19 protein-coding genes and 1 pseudogene are annotated in these 19,327 nt (G+C 51.4%); all 20 read left to right on the plus strand.

Annotated features, from left to right (window positions below):
• Positions 1 to 241: 241 nt before the first annotated feature.
• Positions 242 to 1,505: pseudogene (locus tag AAYN39_RS17420) on the plus strand (PilN family type IVB pilus formation outer membrane protein); the annotation flags it as partial.
• A 1-nt stretch (position 1,506) separates the two neighbouring features.
• Positions 1,507 to 2,793: a type 4b pilus protein PilO2 gene (pilO2, locus tag AAYN39_RS17425; protein WP_000763621.1), complete on the plus strand. Its 1,287-nt coding sequence runs from the start codon at positions 1,507 to 1,509 to the stop codon at positions 2,791 to 2,793.
• Positions 2,794 to 2,980: 187 nt separating this feature from the next.
• On the plus strand, positions 2,981 to 3,361 hold the full coding sequence (pilP, locus tag AAYN39_RS17430; protein WP_014341558.1) for a type IV pilus biogenesis protein PilP: 381 nt from the start codon (positions 2,981 to 2,983) through the stop codon (positions 3,359 to 3,361).
• Positions 3,362 to 3,370: 9 nt separating this feature from the next.
• Positions 3,371 to 5,086: an ATPase, T2SS/T4P/T4SS family gene (locus tag AAYN39_RS17435; RefSeq protein ID WP_001289222.1), complete on the plus strand. Its 1,716-nt coding sequence runs from the start codon at positions 3,371 to 3,373 to the stop codon at positions 5,084 to 5,086.
• Positions 5,083 to 6,168: a type II secretion system F family protein gene (locus tag AAYN39_RS17440; protein WP_000074784.1), complete on the plus strand. Its 1,086-nt coding sequence runs from the start codon at positions 5,083 to 5,085 to the stop codon at positions 6,166 to 6,168. The genes AAYN39_RS17435 and AAYN39_RS17440 overlap by 4 nt, the downstream gene beginning before the upstream one ends.
• Before the next feature lie 38 nt (positions 6,169 to 6,206).
• A complete protein-coding gene (locus AAYN39_RS17445) occupies positions 6,207 to 6,803 on the plus strand; it encodes a type 4 pilus major pilin (protein ID WP_024131234.1) in 597 nt (198 codons plus the stop codon).
• A 42-nt stretch (positions 6,804 to 6,845) separates the two neighbouring features.
• Entirely contained in the window at positions 6,846 to 7,289 is a 444-nt protein-coding gene (locus AAYN39_RS17450) for a lytic transglycosylase domain-containing protein (protein ID WP_223228896.1), read from the plus strand.
• Positions 7,286 to 7,948, plus strand: coding sequence for a prepilin peptidase (locus AAYN39_RS17455; RefSeq protein ID WP_000218700.1), 663 nt, complete (start codon positions 7,286 to 7,288; stop codon positions 7,946 to 7,948). The genes AAYN39_RS17450 and AAYN39_RS17455 overlap by 4 nt, the downstream gene beginning before the upstream one ends.
• Complete coding sequence (locus AAYN39_RS17460; protein ID WP_000744276.1) at positions 7,945 to 9,252, plus strand: shufflon system plasmid conjugative transfer pilus tip adhesin PilV; 1,308 nt, start codon at positions 7,945 to 7,947, stop codon at positions 9,250 to 9,252. Before AAYN39_RS17455 ends, AAYN39_RS17460 begins: the two co-directional genes overlap by 4 nt.
• A gap of 347 nt (positions 9,253 to 9,599) precedes the next feature.
• Complete coding sequence (locus tag AAYN39_RS17465; protein ID WP_000089603.1) at positions 9,600 to 10,751, plus strand: site-specific integrase; 1,152 nt, start codon at positions 9,600 to 9,602, stop codon at positions 10,749 to 10,751.
• A gap of 96 nt (positions 10,752 to 10,847) precedes the next feature.
• A complete protein-coding gene (locus AAYN39_RS17470) occupies positions 10,848 to 11,315 on the plus strand; it encodes a hypothetical protein (protein WP_000455463.1) in 468 nt (155 codons plus the stop codon).
• A gap of 211 nt (positions 11,316 to 11,526) precedes the next feature.
• A complete protein-coding gene (locus AAYN39_RS17475) occupies positions 11,527 to 12,402 on the plus strand; it encodes a hypothetical protein (protein WP_000994659.1) in 876 nt (291 codons plus the stop codon).
• Between the two features lie 187 nt (positions 12,403 to 12,589).
• Positions 12,590 to 12,952, plus strand: coding sequence for a hypothetical protein (locus AAYN39_RS17480; RefSeq protein ID WP_001149494.1), 363 nt, complete (start codon positions 12,590 to 12,592; stop codon positions 12,950 to 12,952).
• A complete protein-coding gene (locus AAYN39_RS17485; protein WP_000214158.1) occupies positions 12,909 to 13,823 on the plus strand; it encodes a hypothetical protein in 915 nt (304 codons plus the stop codon). The genes AAYN39_RS17480 and AAYN39_RS17485 overlap by 44 nt, the downstream gene beginning before the upstream one ends.
• Positions 13,824 to 13,895: 72 nt before the next feature.
• Complete coding sequence (locus tag AAYN39_RS17490) at positions 13,896 to 14,582, plus strand: TIGR03759 family integrating conjugative element protein (RefSeq protein ID WP_223229647.1); 687 nt, start codon at positions 13,896 to 13,898, stop codon at positions 14,580 to 14,582.
• Positions 14,561 to 15,247, plus strand: a complete 687-nt coding sequence (locus tag AAYN39_RS17495) for a transglycosylase SLT domain-containing protein (RefSeq protein WP_000013624.1) — start codon at positions 14,561 to 14,563, stop codon at positions 15,245 to 15,247. The genes AAYN39_RS17490 and AAYN39_RS17495 overlap by 22 nt, the downstream gene beginning before the upstream one ends.
• Complete coding sequence (locus AAYN39_RS17500; protein ID WP_001772605.1) at positions 15,244 to 15,783, plus strand: integrating conjugative element protein; 540 nt, start codon at positions 15,244 to 15,246, stop codon at positions 15,781 to 15,783. Before AAYN39_RS17495 ends, AAYN39_RS17500 begins: the two co-directional genes overlap by 4 nt.
• A gap of 9 nt (positions 15,784 to 15,792) precedes the next feature.
• On the plus strand, positions 15,793 to 16,362 hold the full coding sequence (locus AAYN39_RS17505; protein WP_000626967.1) for a restriction endonuclease: 570 nt from the start codon (positions 15,793 to 15,795) through the stop codon (positions 16,360 to 16,362).
• A 19-nt stretch (positions 16,363 to 16,381) separates the two neighbouring features.
• On the plus strand, positions 16,382 to 18,472 hold the full coding sequence (gene traD / locus AAYN39_RS17510) for a type IV conjugative transfer system coupling protein TraD (RefSeq protein WP_000071290.1): 2,091 nt from the start codon (positions 16,382 to 16,384) through the stop codon (positions 18,470 to 18,472).
• A complete protein-coding gene (locus AAYN39_RS17515) occupies positions 18,469 to 19,227 on the plus strand; it encodes a TIGR03747 family integrating conjugative element membrane protein (protein ID WP_010989289.1) in 759 nt (252 codons plus the stop codon). Before traD ends, AAYN39_RS17515 begins: the two co-directional genes overlap by 4 nt.
• Positions 19,228 to 19,327: the final 100 nt, after the last annotated feature.

Here is a 19,327-nt window from a genome sequence, read left to right on the forward strand (position 1 = left end):
AGGATCGCATCTGCTCACTGACATGACCGCGGGCAATATCACCGCTGGCTTGCGCACTGCGCGACATCCTGTCCATTTCCTGAAAAGTACAGGCCGGCAGCGAAAGTGCGGCGACGATGGCTGTAGCTGCAATACGGAGCCTGACTTTGTAATATTTTCTTATCATTAAAGATTTTCCTAATTGAGGTAGACCACATCCCCGTTCTGAATACCTGCCGGTAAAGGCAACCCCGAAGCCACACCGGATAACAATGGAAGAATTCCGTTGGATCAACTGGGCGGCGCTGTTGATTCGGCACGCGCGACCGCCACACCAGTGGTACTGAGTGGCCTGCGCTGGCAGGGCAAACTGTCCGGTCTGCTGGACATGATTTCGGCCAGGACAGGCCTCACCCCGCGTATGGATAACGGGGCAATTCTGTTTTCACTCCTGGAGACGCGTACTTTCCAGTTCACATTTCTGAATACCAATATTACCAGTAATGCCAGTGTTACCTCGGGTTCAACAAGCAGTATGGGAACCAGTGGTGGCAGTACAAACAGTTCGGTGTCAGGGGATTCAAGCTCTTCGCAGCAGACGACGGTCGACCAGAGCCGTAATGTCTATGACGATATGAAAAAGACGCTGGAAACCATGGTGACTCCGCAAAAGGGACGTTTCTGGCTGTCGGCCAGTACCGGCACTCTGACGGTAACGGATACCCCTTCTGTACTCAACAGTATCGCGGCGTATGTTGAGCAGCAGAACCGTCAGATGAACCGCCAGGTCAGGCTCAACGTTCAGGTACTGAGTGTCAGTACTTCACGTAAGGAACAACTGGGACTGGACTGGAATATCGTTTACAAGTCCCTGCGCTCAGCCGGTGCTTCACTCAATAATGTAAGTGGTGATATCACCAACGCAACGTCGGCGTCGGTATCTATTCTGGATTCAGCAACCGGAAGTGCGGCTAAATTTGCCGGCTCCAGTCTGCTGATTAAAGCTCTGTCAGAGCAGGGCGATGTCAGTGTGGTCACCTCGCAGGGTAGCGTGACCACGAACCTTACACCTGTACCTATTCAGATGGCCGACCAGACGGTCTACGTGGCACAGAGTTCAACTACTACCACAACCGATGTGGGTGCCCACATCCCTGACGCCGGGTATGATGACTACCGGCTTCAACATGACGTTACTGCCACTGATTCAGGATGGTGGTGACGTGCAACTGCAGGTGGCATTCAACCTGTCTGACCCACCGACTATTCGTAACTTCACGTCCAAAGACGGCAACTCGTACATCGAGATGCCGTACACCAAACTCCGCTCGCTCAGCCAGAAAACTAACCTTCGCGCAGGGCAGGCACTGGTGCTGACAGGTTTTGATCAGAGTAATACCCGGATGACCAAAAACGGCACCTTTACCCCGGGTAATTTCCTGCTGGGTGGCGGTCGGGACGGCGATGATTCTCGTAGTACGCTGGTCATTATTATCACCCCGGAGCTGATGGGGAACGGTGGCTGATATGGCAGATATTCCGTTATCCGGCAAGCCCCGTACGCAGGTTCTGCGCTGGCAGCGCCAGAACTGGGTAGCGGGGCTTCGCTGGGAAGAAAAGCAAAAGTCGGTACGTCGAGCCCCTGTACAACGTCGGGGTGTTCTGAACGTTGTGTTGACGGTGAAGCAGGGCAAGAGCCGGTTGACCGCGTTGGGGCAAATTGAGGCCGGCTGGCGTCACCAGAAGCTGTATTCCCTGGCGGCGCTGTTCAGCCAGCAGTGTACACCCAATGGCTATGGGGTATACCAGCTTGATGATGGCAGACAGGTCTTTCTGGCCACGGTGAAGGGGATGCCATCTCCGATGGCAGATGTGATCGGAACTCCAGATCAAATCATCCGGGCGAGAGAGCTCTTTCTGTCCTTCAACCCTGCTCCTGAGGACGGATGGACGATACCTTCATCACCGGAATTCCCCTTGTCCTGGAACACTTTGGTCGGTCAGGTATCTTCGGCACAGCTCCGGTTTGCCAGAGTGGCGGGCGTGTCTAATCCTTTGCGGCCATACGGGGCGGGAGTGCTGTCAGTGGCTGCCCTGCTTGGTGGTGCAGTCTGGTGGAGCAGGTTACCCGAACCTCCGGTCGCGCCTGTCGTGCAGGAGTTACCGGCACCGGTGCAGGACGTGTTTAAAAAAACACCTGAACCTGTTTACCTTCCACATCCCTGGGCAGATATGCCTGTGGCCAGACACTTTCTGAACCGCTGTCAGCGCTGGCGCGCCGCAGTTCCTGTAAGTCTTGACCGTTGGCGTCTCGAACGGATTCGTTGCAGTGCTGAGGGGCTGGAGACGGTGTACCAGCGGCAGCCCGGTGGGACGGCGGCAGGCTTTGCGGAGCGGGTGAAGCAGGTTTTTAAGCGTACACCAGTATTCAACCTTGTTTCAGGTGGCAACGAAGGTGTGGTGTTTATTCCATGGGCGAAATTCACATTACAGGATGAGACTGCGCCGGATGCGGGGACCCAGTTGATGCAGGCGGTGTCGTGGTTTCAGTCACGCCAGGTCAGTTTTTCTCTGTCCGAAGTGAAAACTCCTCCCGCGATGCCCGGTGATGGTGCCGGCAACGATGCGCCCCAGCCGATACAGGACTGGCATGAATACACGTTCAGTATCACTGATAAACACATGCCTGAGTGGATTTTACAGGGACTCGATATGCAGGGGGTACGGCTGAGTTCTGTGGGTTACACCCTGAGTCCTCAGGGACAGTTTACTTATCAGATTGAGGGGCATCTTTATGCTTATGCCAAAAAATAGTGTTTTCATCAGTGGTGTTCTCCTGATGGCGTTCAGCGCAGGGGCATTTTCGCAGCCCACACTCGCAGTTCCTCCTTCCGCAGAGGTGATTTCTGCAATGCCTGCCAGTGAACCCGCTACGGAAGCAGCGGCATCGATATCCTCTGCAGACTTATCAGATACAGTCCCCATTTTCCCCGGTAACAGCGTGACGGCCGGACAGCTGGAGGCGCTGCAGGGGAAAAACCTGCTCCTGGAGGCAAAGGTTCAGGCAGCCCGACTGCTAAAAGAGCTGACTTCTGCACAAACTCCGGGGGATGTTGGCAATGTGCCCACGACCAGTCCGTTCGTTATGGGAATGCCGGCAGAGATGAATGCGACTCCTGTTCACACCCCCCCTGCAACTGGACGAATTACGGTTCTGGAAGTGAGTGGCCGTGGTAACGCCCTGCAGGCCACGCTGTCATTTCCGGATGGCCGACAAAGCCTGGTACAGACGGGAAGTGTGATTCCGGGGACATCACTGAAGGTGAAGGCAATAACGCTCTCATCCGTCACGCTCAGTGACGGTCAGCAACTGACGTTTTAGGGACGAATTATGTCTGAACACAACGATGCGGTTCTGCTTTACCACAACCCGGACACCACGATCCTCGAGCTGCTGGTTGACAGCCAGCGGCGTACCGACGTGGCGGTGCAGCAGAAGGTAATGTCTCTGATGGAGGAAAACCCCGGTGTCACAATGAGGCTGGTAACCCGTTCAGAGTTGCTCAGGTACAGTGAAATGGCTCGCCAGCAGTCAGAGAAGGGAGAAAAAGGACTTCGCCTTGAGGACATCAAAAAAGAGGTCAGCAGCCGTCAGGGCGATGTTCTCAACTATTTTATGGTCGCGAAAGATATCGGCGCGTCTGATATTCACGGTACCACCCGGCCAGGACTGACGCGCATCGAGATGCGTGTGCACGGTGAACTGGAGACCGTTTCGGAACTGGCTGAAGAAGACGGAAAAGCACAGGCGGCCACTATCATCCTTTCCATGTGTGATGTGACCGAACCCCAGTTCTACGCCGGCCGAAAACAGGATGGTCGTGTGGCTGCAAAGTTTCTGCGAAAGGTGGGGTTATTTGGCGCCCGTTACAGCCACACCCCGACAGCAGATGGCCTTCACTTTGTGATGCGCGTGATCCCGGATGATGGTGATGTGGTTCCCACGCTCGAAAAACTCGGTTTTCTGCCGAAACAAATCCGCCTGATAAAGCGCACTTTGCGCCTGCCAGAAGGGATGATTATTTTGTCCGGCCCGACCGGAGCCGGGAAATCCACCACCCTGCGTGCCTGCAGCGACCTCTATCTGAAGCGTACCCGGTATAAAAAGCGCCTACTGACGGTTGAAGATCCGCCGGAGGGACGCATCGTTGGGGCAATACAGACTCCTATTATCTGTGACAAAGCCGATGAGGCGGAAGTCAGGCTGGCCTGGCAGCGGGTGCTGACCTCAGCGTTACGTCTCGATCCGGATGCCATTTTACCTGGTGAACTTCGTGACCTTATCTCCATTCTGGCCGGGATTTTTGCCGCCCAGACCGGCCATCTGGTGCTGAGTACCCTGCATTCAAACTCGGCCTTTTCCATCCCTGAGCGAATGATAACGATGGGTGCAAATGCCGGACTGGTGGCAGATGCCCAGTTGTTGGTCGGGCTTATCAGCCAGCGTCTGGTTCAGGTGCTGTGTCCCGAGTGCCGTATTCCCTGGTCGGTTAAAAAAGAACATCTCACCACCGAAGAACGTGAATATCTGGAAAAGTACTGTTCAGTGGAGGGGGTTTGTCAGCCCGAAAATCTTCATTTCAGAAATGAGGAGGGGTGCCCGACCTGCCGGAAGGCGGTCATTATCGGTGGCAAACAGGTGGCAACAGTCGGTAAGGGGGTGGCCGGACGCAGTGTGGTGGCGGAGGTGGTTCGCACGGATTCTACGCTTTTCAGGCTGTTATTACAGCAGGGTAAGGAAGCTGCAAAAGCTTACTGGATCCGTGAAATGGGGGGGATTACCCGTCGCATTCATCTGCTTCACAAACTGAATGACGGGCTGGTTGACCCACTGGATGCCGATTTGATTATTCCTCTTGATGAGGATGAGGTGATGCAGGTGGTAAGTGATCAGGTTGCATCGTCGAGTGACATTGATACGTCGCTGATTGAACGCCTTGCCATGGTAATTGCAGCCAGCGTCAGAGAGGGGATGAAGCAGGGTGTTGAGGAAGCCATTAAAGAAGGCGTTGCTGCCGGGATGGCTGCGCTGAAGGAGGTTGCATGAGTCCTTTATACCGTCTTCGCCGGGCGCTGGCGCGACGTTTTTTTACGTCCGGATACCGTCTGCGTTTTTACCGCATGCTGTCGTTGCAGATGAGAAATGGCGTGAAGTTGTTAGAGGCGCTGGAGCAAATCAGCAATATGTATACCGATTTTGGGCAGCGGACTCATGGTTTCGGTTTTCTGGTGGACGACTGCCGGGCGGCACTCACTGACAACAGCGGGGATAACTCCCTTGAGCATGCTCTTGCAAACTGGGTTCCGGCGGAGGAGGCGGCGCTCATCAGCGCGGGTATGTTCAGTGGTCGGTTACCTGAGGCGCTCGCAGAGGCGGAAATCCTGATTGACTGCCGGCGGCGTATCCGACAGGCGATCATGAGGATGGCCGTTTATCCCCTAGGTTGCATTGCGATGCTCGGTGGCACGCTGGGTGTTATTCAGACGCAGCTTATTCCAACGCTGGCCGGGATGTCAGATCCGCAGACATGGACCGGAGTGCTGGGAAGCCTTAACGGCCTGCTGATTTTTTTTACTGAGCATGGCGTGGTGATGGGGGCCGGGCTGGCACTGTTGGTCGCATGGACCAGGTGGTCCCTGTCGAACTGGATACGTCCGGACCGTCTGCGTCGTCTTGCGGACAGACATGTACCCTGGGCGGTTTACAGTGATATTCAGGGCGCGATTTTTCTCATCAATATGGGGGCTCTGCTGTGCGCTGGGGTCAGAACCCTGACTGCGCTGCAGGTTATCCACCGCTTTGCTTCTCCCTGGCTCGTTGTACGTCTGAACGCAGTGATGGAGGAAGTGGAGGAGGGGGCCTCTTTTGGTATGGCGCTGCGTGAATGTGGTTATGCCTTCCCCTCAAAAGAAGCCGTGAACTATCTCTCTATGGTCAGTGGGGACGGGGCCGCTCAGATGATTGCGCGCTTTGGGCAGGAATGGCTCGAGGAAACTGTGAAGCGAGTTAACCGACGGGGAATAGCCGTGATGCTGTTCTCAATGGTGATGTTATTTGCGCTTATTGGCGTTGTGGTCGTGGCGGTGATTGAGGCGACTTCGATGACCGAGAGTATGGGGCAGTACTGATGTTAAGCAATTCAATGAAAAATGAAACAGAGGGAAAGATGATGAATGAGGTATCAACATTAAATCCATGCAACAGGCCTGACCGGGGAATGTCGGCAGATGCCGGTGCCACTGCACTGTTTATTCTGGTGATCATTGGGGTGATAGCCGCGGCGGTCTGGTCGATGTGGGGTAAAAAGGATGCGGGTACGGAGCTGACAAACTATCAGACCCTGGCCACGAACACCATTGGCATGATGAAAGGCGTTGACGGTTATGCTTTTACCAGTGGCGCTAAAATGACCGACACGTTAATTCAGGCCGGGGCGGCAAAAGGGATGACGGTCAGTGGAGACCCTGCTTCCGGTTCCGCGACACTGTGGAACTCATGGGGTGGCCAGATTGTGGTGGCGCCGGATACAGCGGGGGGAACCGGATTTAATAATGGGTTCACCATTACCACAAACAAAGTTCCGCAATCTGCCTGCGTATCCATTTCAACAGGTATGAGCCGTTCAGGCGGCACGTCCGGTATTAAAATAAACGGCAATAACCACACCGATGCGAAAGTAACGGCAGAAATCGCGAGCAGTGAATGCACTGCAGATAATGGCCGGACCGGTACCAATACGCTGGTTTTTAACTACAACGGCTGAGGAGGCGGGATGTGTGGATATTTTTCCCGACTGGCTTTATTCATGACGCTGTGCAGTGTGCCGCTGTGGGTACAGGCATTCTGCTTTGATGCCGCTGCGGCGAAATACCATGTCTCCCCGCTGCTGATTAAGTCCATGGCCATTGGTGAAAGTAATCTTGATCCGCATGCAACAAATGATAACCGGGACAAAAAAACGGGGAAAATCAAAAGCACGGATTATGGACTGATGATGGTGAATTCTACGCATATTCCCCGTCTTGTCTCGATGGGGGTCATCAGGGACAAAAATGATTTGCTGAACAAACCCTGCCTGAATGTGCAGATTGGAACGTGGATCCTTGCGAAACATTTTCAGGTCTGTGGGGTGAGCTGGAACTGCCTGGGCTCTTATAACGCAGGTTTCCGGCCTGACCGGCATGAAACACGGGAGCGTTATGCAAACCGGATCTGGAAAATTTATCAGCGGCAAACGGGGGCTCAATGACAGTCTCTCTTATCGGTACCATTTTTCCTCCTGTGTATGCCATACCTGCTTTTATCGGGTGCGCCATTTTCGGGGCGGTACTTTTAAGGCCGGTACGTCTTTATCTGGCCGCAGCGGAGGTGGATATCTCACGCCATTGTGCCGTCGTGGTGGGTATCTGGCTGTTTGCGGTAACGGGTTTGCTGATACTTATGGCACCTCAGGTCTGGATGACACGTATCGGAATGCTGTTTATGTGCAGTTTTTTGCTGCAACTGGGAGTGATGGATGCGACCAGCGGTTGGTTGCCCCGACCGTTTACCGCAGCCTGTTTATGTAGCGGATTATTGTTCTGTCTCGCTTTTCATCGGGAGCCGGAACTTCGCTTTATGGAAACTGCGGCGATGGCGGTGGTGATGGGGTCTATTTGTCACGGTGTTAACCGACGGCGACCTCAGCTTGGCGTGGGAGATGTCTGGCTGGTTTGTGCCCTGGTAGGCTGGATGGGGGTAACGGATGCACTGCAGGCGGCGTTTTTTGGGCTGAGTGGTTTTATGTTGTGGCAGTGGATAGTCCATCGGGACTTTCTGCGTTGTGGGGTTCTGGGCCCCTGGCTGTGTGCAGGGTGCATACCAGTCATTGTGGATAGGTTGTACCAGCCTGAGTGGATACTGAGATGAAAAAACAAAAACATGATGGCGGCTTTGTGGCGATGAGCGTGGGAGCCGGGTTACTCATTGTTCTGGTGATGGCCTCGTTGGCTGCCAGATATATGGGAGATTATCTGAAATCCCGTGAGTGGCAGGTTGTGGCCATGCAAACCAATCGTTTCACTCAGGCAGTCTCATCCTATGTTGGAAAGTTTTATCCGACGGTGCTGGCATCAGCGACCACAACTACACCTGCAGTGGTAACAACTCAAATGCTGAAGAATACAGGTTTGCTGCCGGCGAGCTTTAGTGAGACCAACAGTTATGGCCAGCAGTATCAGGCGATGATAGTCCGGAATCAGCAAAATCAGGAGTTGCTTCAGGGCATGGTGGTCAGCCGCGGTGGTCATGCTATGCCTTTTACAGCGCTAAGCCAGATCTCGAAAGACATTACCGCCGGCTTCGGAGGATACGTTGAAGACGGGCAAACGGCGGTGGGAGCGATGCGCAGCTGGCGAATTCCGCTGTCCTCCTACGGGACCAGCACCGGAAGAGGTCATCTGGCCGTCATGTTGAGCACGGATGACCTGTCAGGGGCGCGTGAAGACGGGGACAGGCTGTATCGTTTTCAGGTCAATGGTCGTCCGGATTTGAACAAGATGCACACAGCTATTGATATGGGAGGAAATAACCTGAATAGCGTCGGCACTGTTACGGCCAGTAATGTGGCTGGCCAGAATGGGAATTTTGGCGTAAGTCTGGTCAGTAATGGTCCGATCACTGCGGGGGGAGATATTCGAAGCACAGGGGGATGGATTGTAACCCGCAGTGGTAAAGGTTGGATGGATGAGACCCATGGTGGTGGTTTGTATATGTCAGATAACGACTGGTTACGGATCCTGAATAACAAGGGGTTTTATACCGGTGGTGAAATTCGCGGTGGGAAGATTCGCTCGGATGGGGACGTATCGGCAGGCGGTATTTTAACGCTGGATAAGATTAATGTTGCCAGCACTGCTTGTCCTGTAAATGGTGCAATAAGTCGTGATACAGCAGGTGCCACACTTTCGTGCCAATCCGGTATTTGGAGTTCTTATCGGCTGAACTTTAATATTCAGACATTTAACGTCGGTAAAAATGTAAGAAATCAGTATATTGGAGTGCATGCCTACTGCGCATGGACATATCTCAATGGTTCACCTCTGGGCGGGTTTCAGGAGATACACTCGAACGGTTCCAACGGCTGGTATATCTCTAACTACAGATGGGGGAACTACGAATCCGGAGGTACTATTTCGGTAACCTGTTTGAACTTACCTGGCGCCGGATTATGAATTAAAGCCCTGCACCCGGCAGATTCAGGCATGTTACGGAAACAGTCGATCCTGTTTGAAAACCTCCGTAAGGGGTATTCGTGACATACCAAGCGTTCCCTACATTGTAGACCCTCTGGCGCCCCCCTAGAGGAGCAGAAAATAGATGTGTCCAACTGCAATAAGCATGAATGCCTATGTACTGCGCATTCACATTCTGCCCTATGTCGTAGAGCTGTGTAGTGAATCTGTTTTGACCCGACACCCAGATACCGGATTGGCACGTATGTCCTTACGAGGATTGAGGGTATTAGAGTTTTTCGTTACGGTGGAGAAAAACCTCAATTCTTCTCGCAAAGGTATCTGCAATGTCTCGCCCACAACGCATAAAAAAAATGTCTCTGTCGAAAGCCCTTGATAAATACTACGCCACTGTGTCTGTGCATAAACGGGGGCATCAGCAGGAATTCTATCGTGTTAGGGTCATTCAGCGACATCCTTTGGCAGAGAAGATGATGGATGAAATCACGACAGTGGATATTGCGTCTTACCGCGATGATCGGTTGTCTCAGGTGAATACGCGTACCGGCCGGTGTATTTCAGGAAACACAGTCCGGCTCGAACTCGCTTTACTGTCATCACTGTATAATCTGGCCAGCGTAGAGTGGGGAACATGCAGAACTAACCCCGTTGAAATGGTTCGTAAGCCAAAAATATCAGGAGGACGAGATCGACGTTTAACATCACAAGAGGAACGGCGCTTATCCCGCTACTTCCAGGAACAGAATCCAGCGCTTCACGCCATATTTCACCTCGCCATTGAAACAGCAATGAGACAAGGAGAGATCTTGTCACTTCGATGGGAACATATCGACCTGCAGCATGGCGTTGCCCATTTGCCAATGACAAAAAACGGCAGTTCGCGAGATGTTCCCTTATCCCGCAAAGCGCGTCATTTGCTACAGGGAATGACGGTCGCACTTAGCGGTAATGTTTTTCACTATTCATCATCTGGTTTTAAAAGCGCCTGGAGGGTGGCTCTGCAGCGCCTGAATATCGTCGATCTCCATTTTCACGATCTGCGTCATGAAGCAATTAGCCGACTGTTTGAACTGGGAACACTCAACGTTATGGAAGTGGCGGCTATTTCCGGCCACCGTTCCCTGAATATGCTCAAACGTTATACCCATCTCAGAGCATACCAGCTTGTCAGTAAACTTGACGCTCGCCGAAGACAAACACAAAAGATTGCTCCCTATTTTGTCCCTTATCCTGCCTGTATTGAATCCGTTAATGAAGGATCAGATGGCTGTTGTGGTTTTCGTGTTCACCTACCCGATTTTGACAATCTTTCAGTGTCAGCGGCATCGAGGGAGAGTGCGCTGGAGGCTGCAGGTGTTCTGTTGCTACGAACGCTGGCTAAAGCGGCTCAGCGGGGAGAGCGTGTGCCTCGCCCCGGGGATTTGCCGGAAGGCAAGCATGAGCGGGTAATGATCCATCCTCTTTTGAGTGCTGCCTGATAAATTTGCCGTTACGGATAGTCATTTACGTGATTTATTCTCGTCGTTAAGGGGGTACGCTGCTGCCGTTCATTTTCTGCAAAAAAGGACAGAGGGGTGGAGTACGCTTTGTTTGTGATGTTCTGTCTGGCGCTGTATTGCCCGTGTTTTACGTTAATTGCGCTGTTCACGCCCTGGAAAGGGTTTGCTGTATTCAGTGTAACGTATCGTCGCCGTCAATACTGGGCTGTACATCTTGCCTTGCTTGATCGGGTGGGGGCGATGAACCGCCGCCAGGCCCGACGCTATCACCAGGCATTTGTTCAGGCACTGGAGACAGCCCTCGTGGCGCGGCCGGTGCGTCCCGTTTTTTTCCGTTCACATCTTATGCGGCCAGCTCAGGTAGCGCTTACCTGTCAGGTTCTTTCACACAGGACGGGATATCGCTGTCGGATCGCTCCCATTACGCTTCCGCGCTGGGAACGTGTTGCTATTTTTGCGCAAATGCTGCTACAGGAGTGGCGGCTTATTCAATTGCCTTCTGAGGAGGGGATAATGGTAGTCATTCATCGGTTGGCGGAATAAATATTTTTTTAGAATTATATTTTTCAGTCGATTTCACGTCGACATGGTTTTAATCTTCTTCATACATTAGAACAAATCGACCGAAATATTCCATTATACCTGATGAATAAATGAGATTAATCTTTCTATTACATTGGAACGCAGAACTGAAAAAATGAAATGAGTTGAATTTCACTCTTTTGTATCCAGGAAAATATTTAAGGTTGTCAGTATGAATGCAACTTATAACGCGCTAATTGCATTAATGCGATCTGGTGAAATACCACTTGAAACGGGGGCATCAGTATCTGCACCCAGTGCACAGTTTTCAGTAAGAATACGGCCGGAAACTCGGGTATTTCTGGACAGGTGCGCAGAGCATCTGGGTATATCCCGGGCCGCTATGTTTGGTATGTGTATTGATGGCATTGTAGCAGAGGCGAGAGAGAGTATAGCGGACAGAACGTCCACGCTTTATGAGCGATTCTGTCTGCTGTTGGATGCTCATGGATTGAATGTTATCGAACAGGCACAGCTACTGGCTTCCTGGGGAATAAGGGCCAGTGTATTAGCGAGTCAGGATAGGACGCTTGATCTCCTGAACAAACCTTTGCTGCAGCAATTGTCGACATGGTTTGATGTGGATGTTAACTGGCTGCTGGGAAACTCTTCCTATCCGGTAGATATGGCTGACGGCCAGCGCGACTGGGCTGTGCAGACCCCCTCTCTGTTATGCCGTCTGCAGTCAATTCAGTCAGTGGATCCGGTTGAGTTAATTTTCTTCTGGCAGCAGGGGCGTAAACCTCAAAGTGTGGGGTTGTGTCTGCGCTATCGCCCCCTTATTTCGGGTGAGCCGATCGGGCTCCTCAGGGTATATCAGGCACTAGACTGGCAGGATGAGCAGGTTCAGCAGGCATATAATCAATTGCGGCGTATAACCAGTATCACTCTTGGCGGGTATACAAAAGATAAAGTAGAAAAATATCCTCCTATCCGATTACGTTATTTCACTTTCTCAGCGCGACAAATGCAGGCATTGGATAATGGGGCGGTTATTCCTGCTATGATATTCGATAAACCTAAGGGTGAATTTCCAAGCATTTCCTGATTAATCAATTTATGAAATAAAAACGGGTGTATTTCTCTGTTCTTATCGCTTTATCAGGAACTGCGAATGCGGCAACAACTTATAAGGATGGCGTCAACTGGCATGTTGCTGAAGAACTGACGTACTGGGTGAACTAACCATGACAGGGGGTTAGGCTTAAAACTTCGCCTTCACAGGAACTGGTCGCTTGCAGGCATGGCTTAATGAACTGGCAGGCGCCTATCGCAGGGTTGAAGTGATGACTTACAGGGAGATCATCACTGCGTTGCCGGCATTGCCCGCTGACGGGGAATGGTGGCGACGCAGTCTGCGGGGTGTGGGGCGGCAAAGAGCCCCGTCAACGCTTTATCTCCATATCGCACATATCTTCAAGAGGCTGCCAGTTTGTGTTCCTGACGCTAATCTGGATCCCTTATTTTCACTTTTGAGTTTTGATTTGTCTGTCGTATCCGCTGAACTGTTTTTGCATAGTCATGGCGAAAACCGTTTTCCGGAGGACTTATACCATGACGACAACGACGGCATCTTCTGTCGATATTCCGTCAGATAATGATTTACCTTTATCCGCTCACCTCACTGAACCTGCCGAACCGGCTATTGATACGTCTGATATCACTGTTACACCAGATACTTCAGCACAGTCAGCTGCATACCGACTGGGGGGAAAGAGGAGTCGTCTGTGGCATCCTTCTTCAGACCGCCGTTCCCTCATATTTAAAGTGTCATCCGTTCTGGTGTACTGCTTATTACTGGGTGCTGTCTTATTCCTCTGGCTGACAGTACGTCAGCAGCAGATACAGCTTACCACCCTTGATGCGGCGTTCCGCAGCGGACAGCTGCAGACACTTCCCGATCGTATGCAGGCCATAGAAGACAGGCAGCAACAATTCGTTCCGAAACTGCAGGGAGAAAAATGGCAGCTCAGGCTGAGTGAGCAGGAGCTGCGGCTCACCGCGTTTGAGCAGCAACTTTCTTCGCTGGTTACAGAGGTTAAAGAGACTCAGGCGGCGACTGCCAGGGCTGTTGCCCGAGAGGATGAAACGGGCATGAAGCTCGACGCTGTTCATAAAGCGCTGACTGAGCAGACTTCGCGTATAGATACCCTCGCGTCTTGGAAAGACACGTGGAGCAAACGCACTGTGGCGACTGCCACGAAGGCGACCCCGTCTCCCGGAGGTGGACAGTCTGCCGCAAAAAAGTCGTCAAAACCACGGGTCATTAAGCCGCCTTTCACATTGGTGAGTATTGAACGCAGGGGAGGGCAGGCTTACGCCGTTATTCTGCCGGCGGGGAACAGTGGCTGGACACAGCTGCGCATGGTAAGCCCAGGAGAGAGTCTGTCAGGCTGGGTGCTGGTGAACATCAGCGGTAACCAGGCTGAGTTTCAGGTTAACGGGCAGGTACAACGTTTAACGCTCTGAATCAGGGAGAAATATTGGATGAAACCGATGAAATCAACGTTAAATTGCCTCCGGCAGTGGACTGCGTCAGTCATGCTGGCTGTTATCGTAAGTCTGCCTGCTCTTGCATCAGTGAGTACGGGTCGCAGTGTAAGCGCACCCCAGCAGCAAAATACGACTACAGAAGGAAGGACGCAAACGTCAGGAACGGCATGGGGACTCAGCGAAAAAGAATGGCAGCAGTATCAACAGGTACTTAAAGGTCCCAGAGCATTTCAGTCACCTGGCATTGACCCGTTGATGGCACTGGGGCTGGAGGCCGGTTCGGCAAGCGAACGCCGGCGTTTTGCTGAAATGTGGGTGAAGGAAGAGTATGCCCGGGGTGAAAAGGAGCTGGCCTTTCAGCGGGAAGTGGATGCTGCCTGGAAACGCCTTTATCCCAATACTCTCTCCGTAAACATGGGCAATGCCAGCGGTATTGCCCATGATACACAGGGAAGACTGGCGTTATTTGTGAAGCGCAACTGTGTACCGTGCGATGCCAGAGTAAGTGCGGTTCTGGCAGATAACCGTCCGGTTGATATTTACCTGGTCGACAGTGGCGGCAGTGATGACACCATTCGCCAGTGGGCGCTTGCACATCATATTCCGGTCGATAAAGTTCGTAGCCGGCAGATAACCCTCAACCACGATAACGGCAACTGGCTGAAGTATGGTCAGGGATATATGCCGGTTATGCTTCAGCAGGGAGTCTCCGGATGGCAAATCGCAGCATTCTGACAGCAGCCAGATACAGCGTCCCTGTTCTGATCCTTCTTATCGGGGGTGTTGGTAGTGCAGCTGCGGTAGAAAAGGGACGCGGTCTGCAAACAATTCCCCCGGGTTACCACCTTGTGGCAACTGAAGTCGGCGTACCCGCTGAAGCCCTGTATTCAGTTTCTCTTGCAGAAACATCCCGAAAACTACCACATGGAGAGCGACCGTGGCCGTGGACACTCAATGTTGCCGGGAAAGGGTATCGGTATAACTCCCGCCAGGAAGCGTATGACGCAATGTTGTCGTTCATGCGTCGCTATCCGTTAAAGCGGATTGATGTTGGGATCGCGCAGGTTAACCTGGGCTGGAATGGAACTTATTTCAGCAGTTACTACGAAGCGCTGGATCCATATACCAACCTTCGGGTTGCCGCCCGTATTCTTAAATCCTGTTATGACAACAATCCGGGAAGCTGGATACAGGCCGCGGGGTGTTATCACCATCCTGCAGGTGGAAAACCAGCACGAATCTATAAGTCCATCGTGAAACGCAAGCTGGCAACACTGGATTTAAACGCGCCAGTAACGTACTCCGAACTTCAGATCGCACAGATATCGCCATCACAGCGCCATTTCTCACACTACAACCGTGAATTGCAATGGGTTGAACCCAGGGAGTCCCGTCAGTGAAACTTTATTCTGTCTGTTTTTTTTTCAGGACATTAATGGTCAGTATTTTGCTGACAACATCATCGATGGCAGCACTCAATGTGATTGCTGATCTTGGCGGAGAACCAACAGCGCCGCTTTTTGATGCCATCAATAATAAGAACAACGAGTTCACTCCGCCGAGGTCACTGAACGCCACGGGCGCGTCTGTAACCGCAGCCCCTGCGGATGTAAGTGATATGCTGCCCGTAACCACACCGGAAATGCGTGCAGGGAAAGTGGAAGCCCGTGAGTTAAATCTGAACGGGATGACACCGGTCTTTCTTGTTGGGGATGATTCGCTTTCACGCGAGTGGTTGACGATGCGGCGTGATGAGCTTAAGCGACTTCATGCTACAGGTCTGGTGGTGAATGTCAGCGATAAGGACGCGTTGTCGGAACTTCAGCAAATCATACCTGATGTCATTCTGCTACCGGCATCGGCAAGCGAAATAGCGCGTCGTTTGCATCTCAACCACTACCCGGTGTTGATTACCGCCACCGGTCTGGCCCAGTAGGGTGCTCTCATGATCACTGCCATTCTTCTTTTACTTTTCTGTCTTCTCATTCCTGCCATATGGCGTAAGAAAATGCCGTCCGCACGCGACCGCCGGCACCGGCGCTACCGACAGAACGCGGAGCGTGTGCTGTGCCGTCTGACAGCGCTTGATTCAGACGGGGCCCGTCTAAAGTATCTTCGAAAAATTAACCCGTATGTGTTTGAAGAGCTGCTGTTGTTGGCGTTTGAGAGGCAGGGACTCCTGGTTGTGAGAAACCAGACCTACAGTAGCGATGGCGGACTTGACGGGCAGGTTTTTATTGACGGAAAGCGCTGGTTAATTCAGGCAAAACGCTACAGACGGACTATTTCTCCGCAGCATATACGTGAGTTCGGAGAGCTGATTACCCGGGAGCAATGTTGTGGATTTTTTATTCATACAGGGCGGACGGGTAGTAAGAGCGTTAATTACCTGCAGTGCTGGCGAACAATACAACTGATCAGCGGGCAGCGACTACTTGATTTGCTGGCGGGGCGCCAGTGCTGGTACCACCGGCCAGTAACAAAGTCAGTTGCCGGGCAGCCGGTTGTTACATAACAGTGTGAAAGGAGGAGCTATGAGTAACCGTTATGTCATGGAGGCGTTATTGAGGCCAGCAGTAGAACTCTATTCAGCTGCGGCTGGCGGGGCTGCCACTTTTGTTCTGGTTGTCGCACCATGGTCGATGGCGTTAGCACCACAGGTCAGTTATGTGACTGCAGCCGGTTTTGCCATTTTCACAACAATCAGAACTCGTCAGGGTTTGCGCATCTTGCGCTATCGACGCAATATCCGTCGGTTACCCCGGTATCAGATGTCCAGTGAATCCATACCGGTAAGCCGACATTTTTTGTTTCTGGGGAAAGGCTTTATGTGGGAGCAAAAGCATACCCAACGTTTGCTTGAGACGAAACGGCCGGAAGTTGCTCCCTTTCTGAAACCGTCAGTTTTTTACTCCCTGGCTCGTCAGTTTGAACGACGGTATGAGTATACATTCCCTGGGTTATGTAGCCTGACAAGACGAGATTCATTTTTTAATCCGGTACGCCCATTACCCCCTGTTGGTGGTAATTCGGCGATACATGGTGTCGAGATGGAGGAAGATAATGTTTTGATGAGTCTTACCGAGCGCGTTGGACATCTTCTTGTATTAGGAACGACACGAGTTGGTAAGACCCGTCTGGCAGAACTGTTAATTACGCAGGATATTCGCAGAGGAAATGTCACTATCGTTTTTGACCCCAAAGGTGATGCTGATCTGTTGAAACGAATGTGGGCTGAGACGAGGCGAGCTGGGCGTAGCGACGAGTTTTATATCTTTCATCTTGGCTGGCCAGATATCAGTGCCCGTTATAATGCAGTCGGCCGTTTTGGACGCGTATCTGAAGTGGCCTCACGTGTTGCCGGGCAGCTTGGGGGAGAAGGAAATAACGCTGCGTTTAAAGAGTTTGCATGGCGCTTTGTCAATATCATCGCTCGTGCTCTTGTCGTTCTTGGTTTGCGACCTGATTATTCGCTTATCCTCCGGTACGTAACAAATATTGCAGAGCTTTATGAGACCTATGCCGAGAAGTTACTGACTCAACAGGCTCCGGAGTTGTGGCTGATGGTTCAAAACCAGATGGGGATCCTGACTGAGGATGATTTACCACGTACGATGCAGGGACAGGTTAATGCTATTCGGGTTATGGCCATTGAAGTGGCATTATCCAGTGAGCAGGGCAAAAAAATATACGATCCCGTACTGGATGGGTTGCGTAGCGCTGTACGTTATGATCGAACATATTTCGATAAAATAGTCGCTTCATTGTTACCTCTTCTGGAAAAACTGACCACAGGCAAAACTGCGGCACTATTATCTCCTGACTACAGTGATATGAATGATCCGCGCCCATTAATAGACTGGCAGGAAATTATACGGAAAGGCGGTGTTGTTTACGTCGGTCTTGATGCTCTTTCAGATTCTGAAGTTGCTTCTGCGGTAGGTAACAGTATGTTTGCCGATCTGGTTTCAACAGCTGGATATATTTATAAGTTCGGACTGTCTGATGATATGCCCGAAGGGAGTAGCCAGCGGTTACCCATCAGTCTTCACTGTGATGAATTCAATGAGTTAATGGGAGAAGAATTCATTCCGATGATAAATAAAGGCGGTGGGGCAGGTATTGAAGTTACAGCCTATACCCAGACCTGGTCAGATATTGAGGCCAAAATTGGTAATGCAGCTAAAGCTGCCCAGGTCACAGGCAATTTCAATAATATGATTATGCTTCGTGTGAGAGAGAAAACGACAGCTGAGTTGCTGACAACGCAATTACCTGAAGTTGAAATTTATACAAAAACACTGGTTTCCGGTGTGACAGATATATCCAATCCGGATCAGGGGAGTGATTTCACATCCAACGTTCAGGACAGAGTAAGCAGTACACGTGTTCCTCTTTTATCTCCTGCAGAAGTAATGAATTTACCTAAAGGGCAGGCTTTTGCACTGCTGGAAGGAGGGCGATTATGGAAGATTCGTATGCCGCTGCCGGCATCCGTTGATGATGAAATGATGCCGGTAAACCTGCAGAGTATTGTCACTACAATGCGTAAACACTACCGAACGGGAGACACCTGGTGGTCAGGGAGTGTGCTCCCCGGAGATAATCTGGTGGATGCGCTATGAGTACAGAAAAAAACAGCTCTCAAAGTTCTCCACCACCGCGCAAGCCACCAGGTTTGCTGACCCTTGTTTTGTGGATCTGGCCAGTCAGGCTTTTGGCTTTTCTGCTGGTATCCTGGATGGCTGGTGTTTTTATTGAATGGGCAGGAATGTTTTTTTTCTGGTCAGATCAGGGAGCTTTGCATTCCCAGTCCGTTATGAATAAAGAACTTGGCTATTTATCAGCAGATTTTACTCAAAGCCTTATTTTTTCTTCACCATCAGTAACTACGATGGGCTGGATTTCGTCAGCTTACCAATGGGCATTTGTGGACAGTGGATTACTCACCTGGATTCAGAAAGAACAAAGGGAGACATTAAGCAGTTCTGACTCTGTTGTTTTTTTTCTGGGACAAGTGCAGGCCTGGTTATTATCAGTGTTAAGCGATTATCTGCTTGCGCTGGTTTATGTCACCGTCGTTTTTGCCGTCAGGGTATTAATTCTTGTTTTATCCATCCCGTTATTTGTTCTGGTTATCATCGTCGCTGTTATAGACGGGTTGTGTCGTCGTGACCTGAGACGTTACGGGGCGGGTTATGAGTCGAGTTTTCTGTATCACCATGCCAAACGGTTTGTTAAACCGGCTGTTTATCTCCCTTGCTTACTTTACTTGTCATGGCCTGCGTCGATTTATCCAAATCTGTTACTTCTGCCCGGGGCATTGTTACTGGGACTGGCGGTTACTGTAGTGACATCTACATTCAAAAAATATCTGTGACCGGCCAGGGTCAACCGCTGACTTATTGTCTTCTCTGGGGGGCTGGCACCAGCCCCCCGGGAGGATATAAATTTCAAAAAAGCATAAAGAGTTTCCTGCT

This window comes from Salmonella sp. K21076 (genome assembly GCF_039650795.1).
Classification (GTDB): Bacteria; Pseudomonadota; Gammaproteobacteria; order Enterobacterales; family Enterobacteriaceae; genus Salmonella; species Salmonella enterica.

Coding starts and splice junctions, on each gene's coding strand:
- pilO2 (WP_000763621.1), top strand. CDS start 1,507: ATGGCAGATATTCCGTTATCCGGCAAGCCCCGTACGCAGGTTCTGCGC.
- AAYN39_RS17435 (WP_001289222.1), top strand. CDS start 3,371: ATGTCTGAACACAACGATGCGGTTCTGCTTTACCACAACCCGGACACC.
- AAYN39_RS17440 (WP_000074784.1), top strand. CDS start 5,083: ATGAGTCCTTTATACCGTCTTCGCCGGGCGCTGGCGCGACGTTTTTTT.
- AAYN39_RS17445 (WP_024131234.1), top strand. CDS start 6,207: ATGATGAATGAGGTATCAACATTAAATCCATGCAACAGGCCTGACCGG.
- AAYN39_RS17450 (WP_223228896.1), top strand. CDS start 6,846: ATGACGCTGTGCAGTGTGCCGCTGTGGGTACAGGCATTCTGCTTTGAT.
- AAYN39_RS17455 (WP_000218700.1), top strand. CDS start 7,286: ATGACAGTCTCTCTTATCGGTACCATTTTTCCTCCTGTGTATGCCATA.
- AAYN39_RS17460 (WP_000744276.1), top strand. CDS start 7,945: ATGAAAAAACAAAAACATGATGGCGGCTTTGTGGCGATGAGCGTGGGA.
- AAYN39_RS17465 (WP_000089603.1), top strand. CDS start 9,600: ATGTCTCGCCCACAACGCATAAAAAAAATGTCTCTGTCGAAAGCCCTT.
- AAYN39_RS17475 (WP_000994659.1), top strand. CDS start 11,527: ATGAATGCAACTTATAACGCGCTAATTGCATTAATGCGATCTGGTGAA.
- AAYN39_RS17485 (WP_000214158.1), top strand. CDS start 12,909: ATGACGACAACGACGGCATCTTCTGTCGATATTCCGTCAGATAATGAT.
- AAYN39_RS17490 (WP_223229647.1), top strand. CDS start 13,896: ATGCTGGCTGTTATCGTAAGTCTGCCTGCTCTTGCATCAGTGAGTACG.
- AAYN39_RS17495 (WP_000013624.1), top strand. CDS start 14,561: ATGGCAAATCGCAGCATTCTGACAGCAGCCAGATACAGCGTCCCTGTT.
- AAYN39_RS17505 (WP_000626967.1), top strand. CDS start 15,793: ATGATCACTGCCATTCTTCTTTTACTTTTCTGTCTTCTCATTCCTGCC.
- traD (WP_000071290.1), top strand. CDS start 16,382: ATGAGTAACCGTTATGTCATGGAGGCGTTATTGAGGCCAGCAGTAGAA.
- AAYN39_RS17515 (WP_010989289.1), top strand. CDS start 18,469: ATGAGTACAGAAAAAAACAGCTCTCAAAGTTCTCCACCACCGCGCAAG.